The organism is Sphaerisporangium krabiense, from assembly GCF_014200435.1.
In the GTDB taxonomy this organism is placed as follows: Bacteria; Actinomycetota; Actinomycetes; order Streptosporangiales; family Streptosporangiaceae; genus Sphaerisporangium; species Sphaerisporangium krabiense.
This window is the reverse complement of the sequence record NZ_JACHBR010000001.1, coordinates 3,676,519-3,692,738: the sequence shown is the minus strand read 5'-3', so window position 1 is coordinate 3,692,738 and position 16,220 is coordinate 3,676,519. Positions and strand designations below refer to the sequence as shown.

The window sequence follows — 16,220 nt, the reverse complement described above, 5'->3', positions numbered from 1 at the left end:
GCTACGTCGATGCCCGCTTCCGGCGTCTCGCATGGGCCTTCGCCACCCGTCGTGTTCCCGCCTCCGTCAGGTCGGCGCCCGTTCCCGGGAGGGCGCGGGCGGGCGGGCCGCCGCCTCGCGCTCACGGCGGCGCCTGCCCCGCCGGGCGAGGACCACCAGCGCGGTGAGGCTCGTGCCCGCGAGCGCGCCGGCCGCCGCCGCCACTCCGCCGTACACCGCGATCATGTGCGAGTCCCTGCGCACGACCCGGACGGGTTCGGCGACCCGCCCGCCCGCGCCCACCGGCAGGTCGGGGTTCTGGACGCCGGGCCCGGCGGCGGTGTGCTTGTGCCGGGACAGCCGGGCGGCCTCGGCGAGCGCGCGCGCCGCGTTGACCACGCCGAAGCCGGTTCCCGGGTCGTACCCCTGCGGCGGGTGGCGGACGACGCCGGTGGTGAGGGCCTGGGTGACGAGCGCCGGGGTCATGCGCGGATACCTCGCCTTGATCAGCGCGGCCACCCCGGAGACGAGCGCCGTCGCCTGCGACGTTCCGCGTCCCACCCAGTACTGGTCCCCCGGCCCGGCCCCGTAGATGTCCACCCCCGGCGCCGCCACCAGGACCAGCGAGTTGCGGTTGGAGAACGACGCCTTGCGCAGGCCCCGGTCGGCGGCGGCCACCGAGATCACCCCGGGCAGCGACGCCGGGTAGGAGTACGGCCCGGTCACGCGGCCCGCCCCGTCGTTCCCCGCCGCCGCGACCAGCACCACGCCCTTGGACACCGCGTACCGGATCGCGGCGCGCTCCTGCCGCGTCGGCTGGTCCTTGCTGATGGACAGGTTGATGACGTCCACGCCCTGGTCGACGGCGTAGCGGATGCCCCGCGCGACGACGTTCTCGAACCGGGGCTCGGAGTTGAAGTCGCGGAATCCCGGCTCGTCGTCCTCCAGGATCACCCGCACCGACAGCACCTCGGCCGCGGGCGCGACGCCGATCACGCCGTCGGCGCCGCCCGGCCCGTGCCCGTGGCCGGCGATGAGCGAGGCCATGTAGGTGCCGTGCAGGCGGCTCGGGGCGACGCCCCGCGGGTTGGCGCCCCTGGTGAAGTCCGGCCCGGTGACCACCGATCCGGCCAGGTCGTGGTGGCGGGGGTCCACGCCGGAGTCGAGCACCGCGACCTTCGCCCCGGCGCCCCGGGTGACCCGCCAGGCGGCGTCGAGGTCGAGGGTCCGCAGCACCTGCGCCTGGCTGCCGCGCACCTGGTCGGCGCGCGCGGGGACGGCCGGGAGGGCGAGCGCGGCGGCGAGGGCGAGCACGGCCAGGGCCGGCGCCGCGCGGCGAGGGCGGGCGTCGCGCGGGGTCAGCACTGCCAGTCCTTGCCCGCGCAGTCGGGCCTGGCGGGCGTGGCGAGCGCGGTCAGGACGCGTTCCTCCAGGTCGGAGGCGAAGGCGAAGATCGTGGAGCGCTGCCGGCCCACCGAGCGGGCGGGCCTGCCGTCCACCTGGCCCGCGGTCGTGAGCACGAGGTAGGGGCCCGCCTGCGCCAGCGAGGAGGTCTGGCGGGCGGCGGCGGTGAAGCGGTCGGTCACGGTCTGCGGGAAGGCCAGCGCGCGCAGGCCGGGCGCGGGCCTGCCCGCCTTGGGGAACGCCGTCCTCGCGGCCAGCGCGGACGCCTGGTCGGGGAAGGCGGCGACGCCGATCGTGACCACGACGCCCTGCAGCGCGTCCAGGTAGGTCGCCCTGAGGACGGCCCGGCAGCCCGCCGTCCTGAGCGCGGACCGCAGCGCGACGTCCACGGCGGCCGCGCAGTCGGTGCGCGAGGAGATGCCCACCCTGCGGGCCTTCTCCTCGCCGCCCTGCTCGGCGATGTACGGCAGCAGCGCGGGGAAGACCTTGCCCGCGGGCCAGGTGCGCCAGCGGCGGGCCATCTCCTCCGCGGACGCCTGGCGGATCTCGGCCGCGCTCGGCCCCCGGGTGAGCTCCGCGCCGGCCGCCCCGCCGGTCACGCCGGCGACGACGGCGCAGATCAGCGTCAACGCCGAGATGATCACGAACGGGGGCCAGGCGCGCGACTCGCTCACGTGGCCGACCTCCCGCGCTCGCTCCCCCTCACCTGCCCGACCTTAACGTGCCGGACCGGCCGGTAAGCGATGTTCTGTCCGGATAGCTGGGGATGGACAAACTCGCCCCCCAGGAAAGCGACGGTTTTCGCCCCGGAGGGACGGCCTCGGAAACGCCCGCGGCCCGTCCCTCCCGGAAGGAGGAACGGGCCGCGGGAGACCGGCGGGGCCGGTCAGTAGGTCGGGAGAGAAGGGTCGACGGTCTTGACCCAGCTCAGCACGCCGCCGCCGACGTGGACGGCGTCGGCGAAGCCGGCGTTCTTGACCACGGCCAGAGCCTCGGCCGAGCGGGCGCCGGACTTGCAGTGCAGCACGATCTTCTTGTCGTGCGGGAGCTGCTCCAGGGCCGTGCCGCGCAGGAACTCGCCCTTGGGGATCAGCACCGCGCCCGGGATGTTGACGATCTCGTACTCGTTCTGCTCGCGGACGTCCACGAGGAAGATGTCCTCGCCGCGGTCCTGCATCTCCTTCAGCTCCTGGGCGGTGATCGTGGAGCCGGACGCGGCCTGCTGGGCCTCGTCGGAGATGGTGCCGCAGAACGCCTCGTAGTCGATCAGCTCGGTGATCGTGGGGTTCTTGCCGCACAGCGGGCACTCGGGGTCCTTGCGGACCTTGACGTCGCGGTACTTCATCTCCAGGGCGTCGTAGATCATGAGACGCCCGACGAGCGGCTCGCCGACGCCGGTGAGCACCTTGATCGCCTCGTTCACCTGGATCGATCCGATCGAGGCGCACAGCACGCCGAGGACGCCGCCCTCGGCGCAGGACGGCACCATGCCGGGCGGCGGGGGCTCGGGGTACAGGCAGCGGTAGCACGGGCCGTGCTCGGCCCAGAAGACGCTGGCCTGGCCGTCGAAGCGGTAGATCGAGCCCCAGACGTAGGGCTTGCCGAGCAGGACCGCCGCGTCGTTCACCATGTACCGCGTGGCGAAGTTGTCGGTGCCGTCCACGATCAGGTCGTAGCCGGCGAAGATGTCCAGCACGTTGTCGGTCGTGAGCGCCACGTTGTGGATCACGACGTTGACGTAGGGGTTGATCTCGCGCACGCTCGCGGCGGCGCTCTCCGCCTTCAGGCGTCCCACGTCCGACTGGCCGTGGATGATCTGCCGTTGAAGGTTCGACTCATCGACGACGTCGAAGTCGATGATGCCGAGCGTGCCGACCCCGGCCGCGGCGAGGTACATCAGGGCCGGCGAGCCGAGGCCGCCCGCCCCAACACAGAGGACCTTGGCGTTCTTGAGCCGCTTCTGCCCCGCCATCCCCACGTCGGGGATGATCAGGTGGCGAGAGTAGCGGCGCACCTCGTCAACGGTCAGCTCGTCGGCCGGCTCTACCAGCGGTGGCAACGACACAGTTCTACGCTCCCGTTTCGGGGGATCTTCCCATATTGGCGGCTTGCCGTCAGGCTACGCGCCCCGCCGTCTGTCACAACCTAACCCGGTCACGCACCATTCCCGAATCGGCGGTCTCGCCCGATCTGCCGCTTCCGTCCGGGTTTCCGGTCCGCAGCAGGTGGCGGACGTGGCGGGCGACGAGCGTGGGGTACTCCATCTGCGCGACGTGCCCGGCGTCGGGGATCAGCACGAGGCGGACGTCGGGGAAGGTACGCCCGGCGCGCGCGGCCATGCGCGGGTCCACCAGGCGGTCGTGCCGCCCGTGCACGACGAGGGTGGGCGCGGTCACGCGGGCCGCCAGCCGCCACAGGTTGTCCTCGCCGCGCCGGAAGTACTCGTTGACCAGGGCGCGGGCCGAGTAGATGAGCGCGGAGCCCGCCCACGGCAGCGCGTCGCGCCGGCGCTGCTCGACGACCGCGTCCTCCAGGCGGGCGGGGTGTACCCGGCCACTGTCGGCGTAGCACATGGCCATGGTCGCCCGGATGCGCCGCTCGGCGGACAGGCCACGCAGGCAGGTCATCGCCCACTGGCCGAGACCGGGGGTCGCCGACAGCACGACGCGGGCCGGGCCGTACCGGGGCATCAGGTCCGGCAGGGCGGGCGAGATGAGCGTCAGCGTGCGGACCAGGTCGGGCCGGGTGGCGGCGACCCTGACCGACACCGCGCCGCCGAGCGAGTTGCCGAGCAGGTGGACGGGCCCGCCGAGGTGCTCGACGAGGGACGTGACCGCCGCGGCGTGGCCGGCGATCGAGTAGTCCCCGTCCGGATGCGCCGGGGAGTAACCGGCCCCCGGCAGGTCGATGGCGTGCCCCCTGACGTCGTCGCGCAGCTCGCCCATCAGGTCGGTCCAGTTGGTCGACGATCCGGCGAGGCCGTGGACGAACACCGCGGTCTCGGCGGGCGCGGCGCCCGGCCGGGGCTCGGCGGACCGGACGTGGACGGCCATGCCGCCGAGGTCGACCAGCTCGCCCGGCCAGTGCGGAATCGGGTCCTCCACCGTCCATCCCCCCTTCTGTTCACCCTCCGTTCCGACCATAACCCGCCGTCGTCCATCCGGCGGCCCCCTCCACGCCGGGTCTGGGGGCGCCCTTACGCCCGGAGACGCCCGAGCATCACAGGAAATATCGGGCAAATCGGGATATTTCAAACTGAAAGACATAAGGAGAGGTTAAGTAGCGGCCAAAAGGTGGCGATCACCGTTTGTCATACGTGCCCCTCGGAAAACAACACAACTGGGAAGACTCACAGCGAGTCGCCCCGGCATTTCCCTCGATAAAGGGGAAATGCCTCCGCTGGGCAACCCGATGCGTCAAGGGGGAAAACGCAATGCCCGACGTCAAGAAATACGCCGCTGCGGTCGCCGTCACGGTGGCCCTGTCCGGTGGCCTCGCCGGCCTCGGCACCGCCACGGCCACGAGCGCGAACGCGTCCACCGCCATCGGCACCAACTTCGGCTTCGACGGCCTCGACGGCGGCTTCGGCGGCTTCGGCGGCGGCCTTGGTGGCTTCGGAGGCGGCTTCGGGGGCGGCCAGTGCCACCACGACGGCGGCGGCCACCACGGCCACCACGGCGGCTGGCACGGCGACCACGACGGCGACTTCGACGGCGACTGGGGCGGCAAGGGCCACAGGAGGCACCACCGTCACCACCGCAGCCACGGAGGCGGCCACCGCAACTGCTTCTTCAAGGTCGTCGAGGCCCGCTTCTTCCGCGCCATCGTCGGTCACCACAACCACCACGGCGGTCACCACAACTTCTGGCGCGACGACCACCGCTTCCACCCGCACCACCACCATCACCACCACGGCAAGAAGCACCACAACCACGACGACAAGTGATCGGCTGATCTAGGCGGCGTTCCCGGACGGTCGCACGGCCCGGAGAAGAACACGACCGCTTAGTTCTCGAATCAGTTCCACGAACGGAAGGCCCCGGGGGGGATATCACCCCGGGGCCTTCTGTGTCGTAATTCACCGGCCAGATGTCCCCTTCCCCATAAGGCGGGATATACGGGGACGGTCCCGGACGCCGATTCGGTCAAGCGGTCTTGCGGGTCCTGCGCTTGGCGGGCTGCTTCTTGCCGTCCTTCTCCGCCTTCTCCTCGGCCTTTCCGGCCTTCCCGGCCTGATCGGCACGGCCCTCGCCGCCGGCCGCCTTCGCCGCCTTGCCGCGCGCGGGCGCCTTCTCGCGGGCGCCCTCGCGCTCCCGCTTGGCCGCGTCCACGCTCGCCCGCAGCGCCGCCATGAGATCGACGGCGGGCCCGGCCTCCTCTGGCGCCTCGGGCCGCACGAGCTCCTTGCCCGCGACCTTGGCCTCGATCACTTCCTGGAGCGCCTCGCGGTACTCGTCGCGGTACTCGGAGGGGTCGAAGTCGCCGGCCATGGTCTCGATGAGCGACTCCGCCATGCGCAGCTCCTGGGGGCGCACCTCGACGTCCTCGTCCTGGAACTCGAAGCCCGGCTGACGCACCTCGTCGGGCCACAGCATCGTCTCCAGCACGAACACCCCGTCCCTGATGCGCAGCGTGGCCAGCGACTCCCGCTGCCGCAGGGCGATCTTCACGATGGCCACCTGGCCGGTGCGCTCCAGCGCGTCGCGCAGCAGCACGTACGGCTTCACGCCGGTGTTCTCCGGCTCCAGGTAGTAGGACTTGTTGAACAGGATCGGGTCGATCTGCTCGGCAGGGGTGAACTGCAGCACGTCGATGCGCCGCGAGGTGCTGAGCGGCAGATCGGCGAAGTCCTCGTCGGTCAGCACGACGATCTCGCCGCCGGGCAGCTCGTACCCCTTGGCGATGTCGGAGTAGGTCACCTCCTGGCCGTCGATCGCGCACACCCGCCGGTACTTGATGCGGCCGGCGTCCTCGCGGTGCACCTGGTGGAACGTCACATCCTTCTGCTCGGTCGCGGAATAGAGCTTCACAGGGATCGTGACGAGCCCGAACGAGATGGCACCCTTCCAGATGCTACGCATGGCCTCTCCTCACCTCGCCTCCACTATCGAACGTGTGTTCGGTAGCGGCAAGGGCGCAAAGCAGTATCTAAATGGGCAGATACCCAGTGTCGAATGCCGTATCCGGTCAAGTCGTCCCTGCTCATGGGCTCGCAGGGCGGAAGACCGCGGGCGGCGGCGATGCGAGGACGGGGGTGCGCCATGCCGGAGAAGATCCGGGTCCGGGTGGACGGCCGGCAGCTGACGCTGACCAACCTCGGCAAGGTGCTCTACCCCGAGGCGGGCTTCACCAAGGCCGAGGTGATCGACTACTACACCCGCGTCGCCCCGTTCCTGCTGCCCCACATCGCGGGCCGCGCCCTCACCGTCAAGCGCTACCCCGAGGGCGTGGACGGCCCCTTCTTCTTCGAGAAGAACCGGCCCGCGCACACGCCCGCCTGGGTGCGCACCGCCCGCCTGCCCGCGCCCGGCAGCACCAAGGGCCGCGAGACCATCGAGTACGCCGTCGTGGACGACCTGCCCACGCTCGTCTACTTCGCGGGCCTGGCCGCGCTGGAGCTCCACACGCCGATGTGGCGGGTCGACGACGAGGGACGGCCCCAGCCCCCCGACACCATGGTCTTCGACCTCGACCCCGGCGCCCCGGCGACGATCGTCGAGTGCCGCCGCGTGGCGCTGCGCCTGCGCGAGGCCCTGGGCGAGGACGGGCTCGACGGCCGCCCGAAGACCAGCGGGAACAAGGGCATGCAGGTGTACGTCCCCTGGTCCCACCGCGAGGAGGACCCCTCCGCCTACGCCAGGGCGCTCGCGCGGCGCCTGGAGAAGGAGCGCCCCGACGAGGTCGTCAGCCTGATGGCCAGGAAACTGCGGCCCGGCAAGGTGTTCATCGACTGGAGCCAGAACAACCCCGCCAAGACCACGGTCGCCCCGTACTCCCTGCGCGCCAACCCCGTCCCCACCGTCTCCACGCCCCTCACCTGGGAAGAGGTCGAGGAGCTGCGGACCCCGCAGGAGTACGTGTTCACCGCGCCGGACGTGCTGGAGCGCGTCGGGCGGTTCGGCGACCTGATGGCGCCGCCGGAGCGGGGTCCGGACACCGGCGGGCCTTAGGCTGGACGCATCGGGGTATGGAGCGTGCGAGTCCATGCTCGCCGTCGACGGAGGAGACCGCACATGTCGGAGATGGACGTGCACGGAAACGAGGCCGCGCCGGACGAACTGCTCGACGACGCCACGGAAGGGCTCCAGACCGAGGTCCCCGAGGCCGACGCCATCGAGCAGCGCCTGGACGTCCGCACCGAGCGCCGCGAGTGGCCGATCGAGGTCTCCTACGACGTGGACCCCGCCGACGCGGCGGACCAGAACCGCACGGTCGAGTTCGGGGACGACGAATATCGCTGAGCCGGATTACCCCCGCGTAGGATGTGAAGCCCGGACCGGATCCCCGGGGCGTGAGCGGCAGGTGCGAGCCTGAGCGATGAAGATCCGGGCGCCAGTCGTCATACGAGCCGGAGCGCGGTCGGCGACCGCGCCGGGCGAACCGTCTCAAGGAGAACTCCCGTGACCGCTACCCCGGACGCCAAGCCCCGGGGCACCCGCCTGCCCCGGATGGCCCGCCGCCGACAGTTGCTCGACGCGGCGCAAGAGGTCTTCGTGGAGAACGGCTACCACGCGGCCGCGATGGACGAGATCGCCGAGCGGGCGGGCGTGAGCAAGCCCGTCCTCTACCAGCACTTCCCCGGCAAGCTGGAGCTGTACCTGGCGCTGCTGGACGTCCACGTCGACGACATGGCCAACCGCTGCCGCGAGGCCCTCGCCTCCACGACCGACAACAAGCAGCGCGTCCAGGCGGCCATCGGGGCGTTCTTCGACTTCGTCTCCAGCCAGGGCGAGGCGTTCCGGCTGGTCTTCGAGTCCGACCTGCGCAACGTCGCCCAGGTCCGCCAGCGCGTGGAGCGCTCGCTGCGCGAGAGCGCCGAGATGATCAGCCAGGTCATCCAGGAGGACACGGGCTGCTCCAGCGACGAGGCCCACCTCCTCGGCGTCGGCCTGGTCGGCATGGCCGAGGTCAGCGCCCGCTACTGGCTCGCCAGCCACGGTTCGATCCCGAAGGACGTCGCCACCCAGCTCATGGCCCGCCTGGCCTGGCGCGGCATCGGCGGCTTCCCCCGCACGACCTGAGGAAGAACCCAGGAACAGCGGTTCTCCCCCGAAGCCAGGGTGTGAACGACCGCCGTCTCCCCGGCCGCGCGGATGTTCGCTTGACGCGATCAGCGGGCGCGTCCCGAGGTGTCACGGGTCACGATGGGACGAGCACCTCAGGCCGTCGAAAGGGAGCCCGATGGAAATCAAGATCGGCGTACGCTCCGTGCACCGCGAAATAATCGTCGAGACCGAGCTGTCCGCCGAAGAGGTCGAGCAGGAACTGCGCAACGCGCTCGCCGCCGACCGGGGCGTCTTCTCCGTCACCGACGTCAAGGGGCGCCGCGTGGTCGTCCCGGTCGCCGCGCTCGGGTTCGTCGAGATCGGCGAGGACGAGCAGCGTCCCGTCGGCTTCGGCGGCACGCTCTGAGCCCGGTGCTTCGGGGGGCCGCGTGCTCCCCGAAGCACCCGGGTCCGCGCGGCGCGAGGGCCGCGCGGCATGTGGCCTGACGTGCTGGTGTGGGGCTAGAACCGCCCCCTGCATTCCTCACGTGGGGGAAGTGAGCAGCCGCAGGGGCGGCGTGACCTCCGGACGTCGTCCCGCGTGTGCCCGAAGACCGGGCAGTCCGCGCTCCCCCTTCTCAACACCGGCCGTGACGTCCAGCGGTTCGGTCCACATCTCATCAAGGAACTGCCGTAGCGGCGCGAGGCCCTCATGCTCGAACGGTACAACCGGTGGGGGGTTTCGCGCCCCTCGATCACCGACCGAATCGGCCAGAAGTCCGAAACCTGATCACCGGCGGGCGCCGGAGATCATCCGGGGACGCCTCGGGGGGCCGGGGCCGCGCGGATCGGGCGGGGCTCAGGGCCCGGGGACCAGCCCGAGCGCGGCCATCCGCTTGCCGTGCTCCTCGGTCAGCCGGGCGAACAGGCGGCCGATGCCCACCAGGTCGGCGTCCCCGTCGCCCGCGCCGGTCTCGGAGACGAGCAGCAGCGCCAGCTCGGGGCGGGCGACCGCGAGCCGGTGGCCCTGACTCAGCGCCTCGCCGACCATGCGGCGCGCCCACAGCGCGAGCCGCCCGGCGACCTGCGGGTTGCCGGCCAGCGCCGTGCGCACCCGGTCGACCGCGAACTCCGAGCGGACCTCCTCGGCCAGCACCTTGTCCACCAGCTCGCGGGTGTCGGCGTCCACGTGCCGGGCGGCCTCGCGGTAGAAGTCCCCGGCGATCCCCGTGCCGACGTACGCCTTGACCAGGGCCTCCAGCCAGTCCCCCGGGTGCGTCTTCTCGTGCCAGTCGTCGATGGACTCGGCGAACGGCTCCATGGCCGCCTCGGGGTCGGCGCCGAGCGAGGACAGCCGGTCGCGCAGCAGCCGGAAGTGGGCGTACTCGACGGCGGCGACGCCGCCGAGCGCCGCGCGGTCGGTGAGCGTGGGGGCGAGCGCGGCGGCGTCCTCGGCCAGCCGCAGGAACGCGCTCAGCTCGGCGTAGGCGAGCACGCCGAGCAGGTCGACGACACCGGCAGGGGAATCACTCATGGATGCAGCGTACGAGCTTCGCCGGGGCGGCGGTCCCGGCGGCGGGGCCGCACGGCGTCTGACGAGCGCGGACTCCGGCCTCCCGCCCCGGACGCGGGGCGATGTTCTGGATCGAACGTCAAGAAATCAGCCCGCAGTTGTGGTATCGAGTACACTGACCTGTAAGAGTGCGACCGCAGTATGTATTCAGGGTGAAAATCGCCTGATAGCCCCACGCGCACGACGTCGCGGCGGTCGCCGAGACGGATGAGGGTTGGCTTTTCCGCGCGGACCCGGCACCAGGCCGGCGGTCCCGGAGGCCCGCCTTCGCAGGAGACTTAGGCAGGCCGAGCTGACCACGTTCCGAGACCTTGGAGTCATAGCGGAGATCGCTGATGCCCTCGAAACCGAGGGCATCATCTCACCCTTCCCCATTCAAGAGATGGCCCTTCCCCTCGCGATCAGCGGACAGGACGTCATCGGCCAGGCGCGCACGGGCACCGGCAAGACCTACGCCTTCGGCGTGGCGATGCTCCAGCGCGTCGGCAAGCCCCGCAAGAACCGCAAGAAGCCCCGTGGCCTCGTCGTCGTCCCGACCCGCGAGCTGGCGCTCCAGGTGACCGAGGATCTCGTGGTCGCCGGAGGCAAGCTCGGCTCGCGCATCCTGACGGTGTACGGCGGGCGGGCGTACGAGCCGCAGATCGAGGCGCTCAAGCAGGGGGTCGACGTGATCGTCGGCACTCCCGGCCGGCTCCTCGACCTGGTCAAGCAGAAGCATCTCGACCTCACCCAGGTGTCCATGCTGGTCCTGGACGAGGCCGACCGCATGCTCGACCTGGGCTTCCTGCCGGACATCGAGCGGATCATGAAGCTGATCCCCGCCGAGCGGCAGACCATGCTGTTCTCGGCCACGATGCCCGGCGAGATCGTCGGCCTGTCGCGCCGCTACCTGTCGCGCCCCACCCACGTGCGCGCGGAGAACCCGGACGCCGACGCCGACGACGTGTCGAAGACCGTCCAGTTCGTGTACCGCACCCACCGCATGGACAAGATCGAGATCGTCGGCCGCCTGCTCCAGTGCGAGGGCCGTGGCCTCACGATGGTGTTCTGCGAGACCAAGCGCGCCTGCGACATGGTGTCCGAGCAGCTCAAGGAGCGCGGGTTCGCCGCGGCGGCCGTGCACGGCGACCTCGGGCAGGGCCAGCGCGAGCAGGCGCTGCGGGCGTTCCGCAACGGCAAGATCGACGTGCTGGTGGCCACCGACGTGGCGGCGCGCGGCATCGACATCGACGACGTCACCCACGTCGTCAACTACGACTGCCCGCAGGACGAGAAGACCTACGTCCACCGCATCGGCCGCACGGGCCGGGCGGGCCGCACCGGCGTGGCCGTGACCTTCGTGGAGTGGGAGGAGCTCACCCGCTGGAAGGTCATCAACAACGCCCTCGGCCTGGACTTCGCCGAGCCCGTGGAGACCTATTCCACCTCGCCGCACATCTACAGCGACCTCGGCATCCCCGAGGGCACCAAGGGCGTGCTGCCGCGCGCCCAGCGGTCCCGCGCGGGCCTGTCCGCCGAGGCCATCGAAGATCTCGGCGAGACCGGGCGGCACCGCTCGCGGCGCGAGGAGCGCGGCGCCCGCGAGGAGCGCCGCGAGCGGCCCTCGCGCGACCGGCAGCGCCGGCGCACGCGCGGCGGCCAGGAGACGCGGTCCGCGGCGGGCGTCGAGCCCGAGGTCGCGCCGGCCGGCGACGTCCTGGCCCCGGAGCCGGAGGTCGTCCCGGAGCCCCAGGCCGAGGTCCCCGCGCCGCGGCGGTCCCGCAGCAGGGGCGCCAACCGTGCGGCGCTCTCGGAGGCCCTGTCCGAGACGCGGCCGGAGGCGCCGGCCGGCGTGCCCGCCGCGGAGGAGCCCGAGGCGCGGCGCGAGCCCCTGGAGTCGCGGTACACCCACGACCACCTGGAGCCTTTCGAGGACGACGCCGACGACGACCTCCGCGAGCCGGAGGACCTCGGCGACGTCGAGGCGTCGCACCCGTCCGAGGCGCGCCACGTCCGTCCCGAGCCCGAGCGCATCATCCCGAGTTCCCCGTTCGCCATCGTCTTCCGCTCGCCCGACCTGGCGGTGGACGATGACGTCGCGCCGTCCGCGGCCTCCGAGCGCGTCCAGCGCCGCAGGTCGTCCCCCCAGCGCTCGCGGAGGGGCTGACCGGGGCGGCACCAGTGCGAAGTGATCCACGTGACCGGCGTACACCGTTCGGCGGTGTCGCCGGTCCGGCTCCTCAGTATCGTGGTGCCACGTGAGTACGCCACGTTTCCTGGCCCTCCCGCCGGGGGTCAGCCCGCAGCGCGTCGAGACCTCTGTGGGCTCCTTCGCGGCGCTGGAGGCCCTGCCCGTCCGTGGCGTTCCGGAACGCTGGCCCGCCCTGCTGGTCCCCGGGTACTCGGGCAGCAAGGAGGACTTCATCGCGATCCTGGAGACGCTCGCCCAGGCCGGGCGGCGCGTCGTCGCGATCGACATGCGCGGCCAGTACGAGACCAAGGGGCCGGACGACCCCGCCGCCTACTCCTGTGAGGCGCTCGGCGAGGACATCGACGCCGTCGCCGACGTCGTGGGCGCCGGGGAGCCCGTCCACCTGCTCGGCCACTCCTTCGGCGGGCTGGTCACCCGGGAGGCCGTGATCGGCGGCGTCATGAAGCCCGCCTCCCACACGCTGATGAGCTCGGGCCCGGCGGGCATCACCGGCACCCGCGAGAAGACGGCCCGGCTGATGCTCCGCACGCTGCCCGAGGTCGGCCTCGAAGAGATCTGGGCGAGCCGCCTGGAGCCCGAGGCCCTCGCGGCCGGCGTCCCCGACGAGATCGTGGCGTTCCTGCGGCGGCGCCTGTTCGCCAACTCGCTCACCGGCCTGGTCGCCATGGCCGAGGAGGTGCTCGCCGCCCACGACCGCCTGGACGACCTGTGCGAGCTGGACGTCGCCACGCTCGTCCTGTACGGCGAGCACGACGACGGCTGGCCGCCCGCCCTGCAGGCCGAGATGGCCAAGCGCCTGTGCGCGGAGTGCGTGGTCGTGCCGGGCGCGATGCACTCCCCGGCCGTCGAGGCCCCCGAGACGACCGCCCACGCCCTCACGCGCTTCTGGAACACCGCCGAGCACCGGCTCCTGCACACCGGCTGAGCCGCTCCCGGGTCACGCGCGCCGCGGGCGGCGGTAGACCAGCGGGGTCCGGGGGTCCGGCGGGTCGCCGTCGGTGAGACGGCGGATCAGGTGGTGGTCCGGGGAGAGGGCGCAGGCGGGGTCGGTGCGGGCGGCGTCGCCGGTGATCGCGTAGGCCTGGCAGCGGCAGCCGCCGAAGTCGTCCTCCCTGCGCGGGCAGCCGGCGCAGGGGTGGCCCATCCAGGCGGTGCCCCGGTAGGCGTGGAAGGCGCCGGACTCCTCCCAGATCCACCGCAGGCCGTGCTCGCGCACGTTCGGGAACGTCAGCCCGGGGAGGGTGTAGGCGCCCGGACACGGCAGCACGGAGCCGTCCGGGGCGACCGTGAGCGAGACCGCGCCCCAGCCGCCCATGCACGGCTTGGGCACGCCCTCGAAGTAGTCGGGCACCACCCAGACCAGCTCGGGCGGCCCGGACAGGCGGGCCCGCCAGGCGTCCAGCGTCCGCTCGGCCCGCCGGAGCTGGTCGCGGGTGGGGAGCAGCGCGTCGCGGTTGCGCAGTGCCCAGCCGTAGAACTGGGTGTTGGCCAGCTCGACCCGGTCGGCGCCCCACTCCACGGCGAGCGCGATGATCTCGTCGAGGGAGTCCAGGTTGTGCCGGTGCAGCACGACGTTGAGCCCGAACGGCAGCCCGGCCTCCCGCACCAGGGCGGCGGCCCGCCGCTTGACGGCGAAGGACCGCGCGCCGGCCAGATGATCGGAGGTCTCGGCGGTCGCGTCCTGCACCGAGAGCTGGACGCTGCGCAGTCCCGCCCCGGCCAGCTCGGCCAGCCGGGTGCCGTCGAGGCCGACGCCGCTGGTCACGAGCTGGGTGTAGACGCCGGCGGCCTCGGCCGCGGCGACGATCTGCTCCAGGTCGCGGCGCAGCAGCGGTTCCCCGCCGGACAGGTGGGCGTGCACGATGCCGAGCGCCCCGGCCTCGGCCATGACCCGCGTCCACCCGGCGGTGTCCAGTTCGCGGGCGCGGCCGATCAGCTCCACGGGGTTGGAGCAGTACGGGCAGTGCAACGGGCAGGCGTGGGTGAGCTCGGCCAGCATCGCCCACGGCGGCGGGACCGTCACCGCAGCCAGCCCTCGGCGCGCACCCGGTCGAGGAACTCGCCGACGTCCCTGCCGACCGGTGCCTCCGGGGGGAAGCCGGCGCCCAGCTCGGCGACGATGTCGGCGACCGTCCGGGTGCCGTCGCACAGCCGGACCACCGAGGCGGCCTGGCCGTTCAGCACGACGATCCGCTCGGGCATCACCAGCAGGTCGGCGTCCCGCACCGCGTCGTGCCTGAGCATGATCGACGAGGCGAGCGCGGGACGCCAGTCGCCGCTCACCGGTACTCCCGGTCCACCGCGTCCAGCAGCGACCACAGCACGTCGCACTTGTAGGCGAGCGCGGCGACGGCCTTCTCCTGGTCGGTGCGGTCCCGCGCCCACTGCAGGACCAGCGTCAGCGCCTCCCCCGAGTCCTGGCCGCCCTGGAAGATCCGGTTCTGGAAGTACCGGAGCCCGTCGGGGCTGATCCAGGTGTAGTGGCGCTCGAAGGCGTCGATGCGGGTGCGCATCAGGCCCGGCGCGGACAGCTCGGTCAGCGACGCGGCGACGGCCTCGATCGGCGAGCCGAGGCGGCACAGGTTGACGTACCCCTCGACCGCGAGCCGGACGCCGGGCAGGACCCCCTCGCCGGACAGCAGCTCCTTGCGGTCGAGCCCCGCGGCCTCGCCGAGGCGCAGCCAGCGTTCGATGCCGCCCTCGCCGGGGCGCCTGCCGTCGTGGTCGTGGATGCGGCGCACCCACATGCGGCGCAGCTCGGGGGTGTCCAGCTTGGCCAGCACGTAGGCGTCCTTGATCGGGATGTGCCGCTGGTAGTGGAACCGGTTGAGTATCCAGCCGCGGATCTGCTCGGGGGTCAGCGTGCCCTCGTGCATGCGCACGTTGAACGGGTGCCGGTCGTGGTAGGCATGTTCGGGGACCGCGCGCAGGCGCGCCTCGAACTCCGCCGCCGTCCAGGGCCGCGAGTTCACAGCTCTATCACCGTTCCTTCCGCCGCCACCTCGACCCCGAGGTCCGCGAGCACGCGGTGCTGCGGGGCCTCCGGGTCGACGAGCGGGTTGGTGTTGTTGAGATGGGTGTAGAGCACCCGGCCGGGCAGCCGCGACAGCCGTTCCGCGGTCGCCTCGATCGGCAGGTGGCCCATCTCGATGGCCGTCTTGCGGGATATCCCGGTCCGGCGGGGCTCCTCGTCGTCCCAGAAGGTGCCGTCGGCGATCACGCAGTCGGCGGCGGCCATCGCGGCCTCCAGGCCGGGAGCCCAGGCGCCCATCGCGGGCGCGTAGATCAGGGTGGCGCCGGTGTCGCGGTCGGAGAGCCGCAGGGCGATCACCCACGGCTGCCCGTCCGGCGGGCCCGCGGCGTACCGGGGGCGCTTGGGCGAGATCGGCACGGCGCCGGCCTCGACGCCGCCGGCGAGCGGGGCGCTCGCGGAGACGGGGAGGTCGTGCCAGCTCAGCCCGGTGTACGGGGCGAGCACCTCGCCGAGCATGAGGCGCTCGGTCAGGGCCTCGCGGACCACGGGCGTGGACCAGATCTCCAGCTTGCCCGCCTCGCGCAGGCGGGCGACGCCGAGCGTGTGGTCGAGCTCGGCGTCGGTGAGGATCAGCCCGGCGACCGGCGTGTGCCGGGGCTCGGGTCCCGGGAGCAGGGCCTCGTACGCCTCGATCTGGTCGCCGATGTCGGGGGTGGCGTTGACGATGTAGACGCGGCCCCCGCCGGTCTCGACGGCCAGGGACGCGTGCCGCCGGCGGCGGTCCGGGTGGGCGCGTGCCCCGGCACACCCGGGACACGCGCAGTTCCACTGAGGGACGCCGCCGCCCGCGGCGGTACCGAGAAGCTGCACGCGCATCGCGTACCTCGCAAGCGG

General features: G+C 72.4%; 17 protein-coding genes. 7 read left to right on the top strand and 10 right to left on the bottom strand.

Annotated elements, in window-relative coordinates:
• Positions 1-66: 66 nt before the first annotated feature.
• From BJ981_RS16410 to BJ981_RS16395, 4 genes are all read right to left on the bottom strand, one after another.
• The gene (locus BJ981_RS16410; RefSeq protein WP_239139715.1) at positions 67-1,344 is read right to left on the bottom strand and encodes a S8 family serine peptidase; all 1,278 of its coding nucleotides are present in this window, start codon (positions 1,342-1,344) and stop codon (positions 67-69) included.
• The gene (locus BJ981_RS16405; RefSeq protein ID WP_239139714.1) at positions 1,338-2,057 is read right to left on the bottom strand and encodes a hypothetical protein; all 720 of its coding nucleotides are present in this window, start codon (positions 2,055-2,057) and stop codon (positions 1,338-1,340) included. The genes BJ981_RS16410 and BJ981_RS16405 overlap by 7 nt, the downstream gene beginning before the upstream one ends.
• Positions 2,058-2,269: 212 nt before the next feature.
• Positions 2,270-3,448: an adenylyltransferase/sulfurtransferase MoeZ gene (gene moeZ, locus BJ981_RS16400; RefSeq protein ID WP_184612208.1), complete on the bottom strand. Its 1,179-nt coding sequence runs from the start codon at positions 3,446-3,448 to the stop codon at positions 2,270-2,272.
• A gap of 73 nt (positions 3,449-3,521) precedes the next feature.
• The gene (locus tag BJ981_RS16395) at positions 3,522-4,487 is read right to left on the bottom strand and encodes an alpha/beta fold hydrolase (protein ID WP_239139713.1); all 966 of its coding nucleotides are present in this window, start codon (positions 4,485-4,487) and stop codon (positions 3,522-3,524) included.
• Between the two features lie 329 nt (positions 4,488-4,816).
• On the opposite strand from BJ981_RS16395, the gene BJ981_RS16390 reads away from it, so the two are divergent.
• Entirely contained in the window at positions 4,817-5,329 is a 513-nt protein-coding gene (locus tag BJ981_RS16390) for a hypothetical protein (RefSeq protein WP_184612206.1), read from the top strand.
• A 199-nt stretch (positions 5,330-5,528) separates the two neighbouring features.
• Here the strand turns inward: BJ981_RS16390 and ku are convergent, their stop codons facing one another.
• On the bottom strand, positions 5,529-6,464 hold the full coding sequence (gene ku / locus BJ981_RS16385) for a non-homologous end joining protein Ku (protein ID WP_184612205.1): 936 nt from the start codon (positions 6,462-6,464) through the stop codon (positions 5,529-5,531).
• A 180-nt stretch (positions 6,465-6,644) separates the two neighbouring features.
• Between ku and ligD the strand changes: the two genes are divergently transcribed.
• The 4 genes from ligD (at position 6,645) to BJ981_RS16365 (ending at position 9,015) form a co-directional block, all read left to right on the top strand.
• Positions 6,645-7,553, top strand: a complete 909-nt coding sequence (gene ligD, locus BJ981_RS16380) for a non-homologous end-joining DNA ligase (protein ID WP_184612204.1) — start codon at positions 6,645-6,647, stop codon at positions 7,551-7,553.
• A gap of 63 nt (positions 7,554-7,616) precedes the next feature.
• Entirely contained in the window at positions 7,617-7,844 is a 228-nt protein-coding gene (locus BJ981_RS16375; RefSeq protein ID WP_239139712.1) for a hypothetical protein, read from the top strand.
• Positions 7,845-8,003: 159 nt separating this feature from the next.
• Positions 8,004-8,624 carry a TetR/AcrR family transcriptional regulator gene (locus BJ981_RS16370; RefSeq protein ID WP_184612203.1) on the top strand — a complete coding sequence of 207 codons (621 nt, stop codon included), beginning with the start codon at positions 8,004-8,006 and terminating at the stop codon, positions 8,622-8,624.
• Positions 8,625-8,784: 160 nt separating this feature from the next.
• Positions 8,785-9,015, top strand: coding sequence for a DUF3107 domain-containing protein (locus BJ981_RS16365; protein ID WP_184612202.1), 231 nt, complete (start codon positions 8,785-8,787; stop codon positions 9,013-9,015).
• 432 nt (positions 9,016-9,447) lie between these two features.
• Here BJ981_RS16365 and BJ981_RS16360 read toward each other — a convergent pair whose 3' ends face one another.
• Entirely contained in the window at positions 9,448-10,122 is a 675-nt protein-coding gene (locus BJ981_RS16360) for a ferritin-like fold-containing protein (RefSeq protein ID WP_184612201.1), read from the bottom strand.
• A gap of 421 nt (positions 10,123-10,543) precedes the next feature.
• Between BJ981_RS16360 and BJ981_RS16355 the strand changes: the two genes are divergently transcribed.
• Together BJ981_RS16355 and BJ981_RS16350 are read left to right on the top strand one after the other, a co-directional pair.
• Positions 10,544-12,307, top strand: coding sequence for a DEAD/DEAH box helicase (locus BJ981_RS16355; RefSeq protein ID WP_184612200.1), 1,764 nt, complete (start codon positions 10,544-10,546; stop codon positions 12,305-12,307).
• A 91-nt stretch (positions 12,308-12,398) separates the two neighbouring features.
• Entirely contained in the window at positions 12,399-13,277 is an 879-nt protein-coding gene (locus BJ981_RS16350) for an alpha/beta fold hydrolase (protein ID WP_184612199.1), read from the top strand.
• Between the two features lie 12 nt (positions 13,278-13,289).
• On the opposite strand, the gene pqqE is transcribed toward BJ981_RS16350, so the two are convergent.
• From pqqE to pqqB, 4 genes are read right to left on the bottom strand one after another with little or no spacing between them, the layout of a single operon-like run.
• Positions 13,290-14,375, bottom strand: a complete 1,086-nt coding sequence (gene pqqE, locus BJ981_RS16345) for a pyrroloquinoline quinone biosynthesis protein PqqE (RefSeq protein ID WP_204070691.1) — start codon at positions 14,373-14,375, stop codon at positions 13,290-13,292.
• Positions 14,372-14,635, bottom strand: a complete 264-nt coding sequence (gene pqqD, locus BJ981_RS16340) for a pyrroloquinoline quinone biosynthesis peptide chaperone PqqD (protein WP_204070690.1) — start codon at positions 14,633-14,635, stop codon at positions 14,372-14,374. Before pqqD ends, pqqE begins: the two co-directional genes overlap by 4 nt.
• Entirely contained in the window at positions 14,632-15,324 is a 693-nt protein-coding gene (gene pqqC, locus BJ981_RS16335; RefSeq protein WP_184612198.1) for a pyrroloquinoline-quinone synthase PqqC, read from the bottom strand. Before pqqC ends, pqqD begins: the two co-directional genes overlap by 4 nt.
• Positions 15,321-16,202: a pyrroloquinoline quinone biosynthesis protein PqqB gene (gene pqqB / locus BJ981_RS16330; protein ID WP_184612197.1), complete on the bottom strand. Its 882-nt coding sequence runs from the start codon at positions 16,200-16,202 to the stop codon at positions 15,321-15,323. Before pqqB ends, pqqC begins: the two co-directional genes overlap by 4 nt.
• Positions 16,203-16,220: the final 18 nt, after the last annotated feature.